The organism is Pseudanabaena sp. 'Roaring Creek' (assembly GCF_001402795.1).
GTDB lineage: Bacteria > Cyanobacteriota > Cyanobacteriia > Pseudanabaenales > Pseudanabaenaceae > Pseudanabaena.
This window is the reverse complement of record NZ_LIRE01000437.1, coordinates 1-4,065: the sequence shown is the minus strand read 5'-3', so window position 1 is coordinate 4,065 and position 4,065 is coordinate 1. Positions and strand designations below refer to the sequence as shown.

The window sequence follows — 4,065 nt, the reverse complement described above, 5'->3', positions numbered from 1 at the left end:
AAGAACTAATTAGATAGTCACTATAAAGATCTAACATGTTCATCTTCATGTTTTTATCTTCTTTCCTCATCTTAGCTTGGTTTCGGCAAAGCAATTACTCTCAAACCTACTTCCAGTATACATTCTCAGTCATTTTTTTTGGGCGCTTTCTATCTGCGTAAGGTGAGTTAATTAATCCAAGGGAGCTTGGGGTAAGGTTAATGCTGATAGCTCTTCTGTTGTAGTGGGGATTAACCAGTTAATTTCACCATTCTTGAAAACTCTGGTTACGGGGAAATTGAGGTCAATTGCACCAGTTTCGGGATCGGCTTTTGCAACCATTTGTATACCAGTGACAAGCTTAATGGCAACTGGTTGACCATCATTATTTAAACCCTTTTCTAAGTAAATGCCTTGGCAGTTCCAATCCTCGTTGGTGGTTCCACCACTGGGCAAAGTATAAAGAGTATTATCAAAGGTAGATCCATCCAGTTTCGATTTCTTGCCATAGACTGGCAAAGGATTAGCTGTTAAATTACGGCATTCAGCAAAGGATTCTCCTGTTTCGATGACATACTTCTCAAACTGAAGTTTAGCGATTTCGGTGGGATCGGTTGCTTTTGCGAGATCATTGGTAACAGCGATATAGTCAGGGTTACTCGTAAGCGGCGGCTTATTGGCAAAGGATGGTTGAGCGATCGCTAAGTTCGACAAAAAGATAAGAGCGACCAATATTGCTTGTAAGAATTTCATGATTTCGATCCTAATTAGTAAGAGAAGTAGTAAGTGTAGGAAGTAACAATTAGTAAAACTTTGAAATAAAAATCTTGAAATAAAAATCTTGCCCTAGTCCAATTGCGGCTCTTTAGTTTGAAGGGGCTTGAGAATATTGATTTCCGCAATATTTCGACCGAGATTGAAGACTAATAAGCCTCCGATTAGTAAGCTAAGAACCACTAAGCCTCGATTTTCAAGGGTATGGCTGTCAATCATGATGAGGATTCCTAAGCCAATCAGCACAAAAGGTACGAGGTAATTACCATAGTGGCTCAGAGAATCAACGATCGCTGGAACTTGGATGAGTCGATAGGCTGCATAGCACCATAGCCCCACCATCAGCAAAAATACCATTAGGGTCACCAATAAACCTTCTAAGGTGCTGCTAGCAAAGAGTGGTACATAAATGCCCACATTGTCGCCACCATTGGCAAAGGTAACCGCCGCAACGCTATAAACTTGCGGAGATAGCAAACTGGATAACCAAGAATTTGATTGCACCGATTGACTTTCCTCAGATTCGTTATCCTCAGTTTCAGGGATAAACAGTCGATTCAATCCAATGGCGATCGGTAAAATCCCAAGCATTCCGATCCAATCGCGCGGCATGAGTAGTCCACCAAAATATCCCGACAAACTCGCTAATACTAGCGCTCCAAATCCCAAATATTGTCCCATCACGATGTGTCTTTTGCGGAATGTCGAACTTACTTGAGAAAAAAAGAGTAGCAAAATAATTACATCATCTAGATTTGTTGCCGTAAAAGCAGTCAGGGCTGTAGGAATTGAAGTTAGTATGGCATTCATGTTATTAATTAACGGAATTCTCGCGTTAAAACGATAGAATTTATTGGCATTGATGCTCTATAGAGAACAACACAAATATAGACTCCTCAATCTATAAAATCAAATATTCTTTCTTGTTAATGTAATAACTTAAAACTATTAAAAACTATTAATATAAGTAGCTCAGTCTAGAAGGGTGTACCGCCAGCTATAAGGCTTCGACTCCGCTCAACTCATTTAGGATTGCTCTAGTAACGTAAGGTTTGCTCAGGTTATAAAACCCCAAAGATGAGTGGCGGTGATTCTGACCGCCACTCATCTTTGGGGTTTTATAAGCTAGGGTTATCATTTTAAGAAGAAACAACATTTGTTTCTATCGAAAGAATTCTCTATTATCAACTCAACGAAATAAATATTGAAGAGGCAAATTTAAAATGAGTTGGTTGGAAGGAGCGATCGCAACGGGCGCAGCAGTAGCATTAGCAACAACATTTGACGATAATATCTATCTCACTTCTTTCTTCGGAAAGGTTAGCCGCAATTTTCACCCTCGCCATGTAGTAGTTGGAGAATTCCTCGGTCTTACAGCATTAATTAGTGTAAGTATGATTGGATTTTTTGTAGGGTTAGTAGTATCTGACATGTGGGTCGGACTACTTGGCATATTCCCCATCTTAATTGGTATCCATCAATTAATGAGTAAAGAAGATGATGATGGGAAGGAGATAGCTGAAGAAGTAGAACATATCAATATAGAAGTTGGTAGACCACGCCTGAGTCAATCCTTGTGGTCGACCATCAAAGATCCCAAAACCCACCGAGTTTCGGCAGTAACTATTTCCAATGGTGGCAATAATTTGGGAGTGTATATTCCTTTGTTCGCAAGCAGCAGTTTGCCAAGCCTTGGCATCATCTTGACGATGTGTTACATGACCATTGGTTTTTGGTGCTTCTGTTCCTATAATCTGACTCGTTTTCCAGGAATTTCCTATCTTGTCGCTCGCTTCGGACGAAAAATTGCTCCATTTGTCTTGATTTACCTCGGACTTTCCATCATCATCAAGAGTCAATCCTATCGCTTAGTAATTCCCGTCTAATATTCCCGTCTAATATTCTTGTCTAAGATATTGGAGATAAATATCATCTCTCCATAAAAACTCAAATTAGTTCTTCAAGTCCTTCACAACTGCGATCGCATAATTCTTTTCACCCACTCTCAAGCCTGAATCACAATAAAACCCCAAGAATTGAATGGCGGCGCGAAGCGCCGCCATTCAATTCTTGGGGTTTATGTCCTAACCCACATTCCGCTCTTATTTTACTGAAAAAAGTATTTAGAAAACAAATCCTTATACAGTAAGTGTTTTGAGCTTTGCCAGCAAAAATATCACTATCTTAATACTTTAAATAGTGATGCACTAATAGGAATTGATATCATTAATTTTTCCAAAAATCACTGAAACCCTCATTGTCTCGTTTTAAATATTTTTAGGCTTCCATTACGAGCGGAATGTGGGTTATATGCAATGTGACTAACTGTTGGGTATCGCTGACGCTCCACCCAACCTACTTTTTATAATTTCGCATTTTCAAAATCGGCAATAGGCGATCGCAGTTCTAGTCATTGATTTTTGGCTGATGCGATCGCTAGCTAAACTGCCTGAAACATCTCAACATTTGCCATAAACGAAATTCTCAAACTACAATAGAACTAAACATACGTTGAACCTTCGTTGGTACATCTCAGGCTTATGGAATCTATTGCGATCGCTAGCCCCCTAGACACTTTTCTCCAGCAATCCAACATTGAATCCTCACCTGCTTGGGAATTTATCCACGGACAAGCCCAGCAAAAAATGATGCCAACGCTTTTTCATTCGCGTCTTCAGCGCAACTTAGTTAACGCGATCAACAGCCAAACCCAAGCATACGAAGCTATCCAAGAACTGCGTTGCATCGTCCCCCCGTTATCTCCCGTCCCTGACATTTCTGTAGTTAAAAGCGATCGGCTTACAGAAGTCGATGGACCACTGCAAGGAACGCCAGACTGGCTGATTGAAATTCGCTCCCCCGACCAAAACACATTAGAGCTACAAAACAAAATCCTACTTTGCTTGATCAACGGCACTCAACTAGCTTGGCTAATTGATATTCAGCGAAAGCAAATCTGGGTTTGGGAAAAATCTGAACTGCCACTAATTTATTCTGGAACCGATATACTTCCAACCCTTGGCAATATCTCAAACCTCACAGTAGAAATGATCATGGCAATGACCCAGCAGCGGTGACATTTGCCTAGCTGTTGGCGATCGCCAACAGCTAGGCAAGCTACTTTCTATAATTTCCTGTTTTTAAAATTGGCAATAGGCGATCGCAGTTTTATCATTCTTAATTGTGCCAGAATACGCAATATCAAATATAGATAATTTAAATAAAAACTACAGCTTCGACTTCGCTCAGCTAGCTTACACCGAGGGCTGAGCGAAGTCGAAGCCCGTCTACAAGTTATTTAAAACAACTATA

At 40.3% G+C, this 4,065-nt stretch carries 4 protein-coding genes; 2 read left to right on the top strand and 2 right to left on the bottom strand.

Annotation, left to right across the window (positions count from 1 at the left end):
* Positions 1-171: 171 nt before the first annotated feature.
* Positions 172-732: a hypothetical protein gene (locus tag AC805_RS14300; RefSeq protein WP_055076041.1), complete on the bottom strand. Its 561-nt coding sequence runs from the start codon at positions 730-732 to the stop codon at positions 172-174.
* Between the two features lie 93 nt (positions 733-825).
* A complete protein-coding gene (locus AC805_RS14295) occupies positions 826-1,563 on the bottom strand; it encodes a cadmium resistance transporter (RefSeq protein WP_055076040.1) in 738 nt (245 codons plus the stop codon).
* Positions 1,564-1,976: 413 nt separating this feature from the next.
* Here AC805_RS14295 and AC805_RS14290 point away from each other — a divergent pair, with 413 nt between their 5' ends.
* The gene (locus AC805_RS14290) at positions 1,977-2,639 is read left to right on the top strand and encodes a cadmium resistance transporter (protein ID WP_055076039.1); all 663 of its coding nucleotides are present in this window, start codon (positions 1,977-1,979) and stop codon (positions 2,637-2,639) included.
* A 654-nt stretch (positions 2,640-3,293) separates the two neighbouring features.
* A complete protein-coding gene (locus tag AC805_RS14285; protein ID WP_055076038.1) occupies positions 3,294-3,830 on the top strand; it encodes a Uma2 family endonuclease in 537 nt (178 codons plus the stop codon).
* Positions 3,831-4,065: the final 235 nt, after the last annotated feature.

Coding starts and splice junctions, on each gene's coding strand:
- AC805_RS14290 (WP_055076039.1), top strand. CDS start 1,977: ATGAGTTGGTTGGAAGGAGCGATCGCAACGGGCGCAGCAGTAGCATTA.
- AC805_RS14295 (WP_055076040.1), bottom strand. CDS start 1,563: ATGAATGCCATACTAACTTCAATTCCTACAGCCCTGACTGCTTTTACG.
- AC805_RS14300 (WP_055076041.1), bottom strand. CDS start 732: ATGAAATTCTTACAAGCAATATTGGTCGCTCTTATCTTTTTGTCGAAC.
- AC805_RS14285 (WP_055076038.1), top strand. CDS start 3,294: ATGGAATCTATTGCGATCGCTAGCCCCCTAGACACTTTTCTCCAGCAA.